The sequence below is a fragment of the Bradyrhizobium sp. 14AA genome (assembly GCF_054185205.1).
In genome coordinates, this window is sequence record NZ_JAVAYM010000126.1 from 1 (window position 1) to 485 (window position 485).

1 protein-coding gene is annotated in these 485 nt (G+C 62.9%); it reads left to right on the forward strand.

The features are described from left to right. Positions 1–357 (forward strand): membrane dipeptidase (locus tag RAD15_RS43630; protein ID WP_458184833.1); only part of this gene is annotated, 357 nt, incomplete at its 5' end. Positions 358–485: the final 128 nt, after the last annotated feature.

Genomic DNA, 485 nt, shown 5'->3' on the forward strand with positions numbered 1-485 from the left:
ATCTCGCACACCGGAGTGAAGGGCACCTGCGACAACAACCGCAACCTGTCCGACGACCAACTGAAGGCGCTGGCGGCCAAGGGAGGACTGATCGGCATCGGCTACTGGGAAACCGCCGTCTGCGGCAAGGATGCAGCCGCCGTTGCCAGGGCGATCCAGCATGCAGCCGGTGTCGCCGGCATCGATCATGTCGCGCTCGGCTCGGATTTCGACGGCGCCGTCGCGATGCCGTTCGCCACCACCGGACTTGTCCAGATCACCGACGCGCTGCAGTCCGCCGGTTTCAGCTACGCGGATACCGGCAAGGCGATGGGTGGCAACGAAATCCGCTTCCTGCTCGAAAATCTGCCGGACTGAGGTTCACGGCTTTCGCCGCAAACGCCTGATCGTTGTGCCGATTATTTCCCGAATATGGCGCCTTGCATCGCAGCGGTTTTGAGGCGAGTCATTGGCCCCGTCGTGAATCATCACTCTGGGGCGGGGGA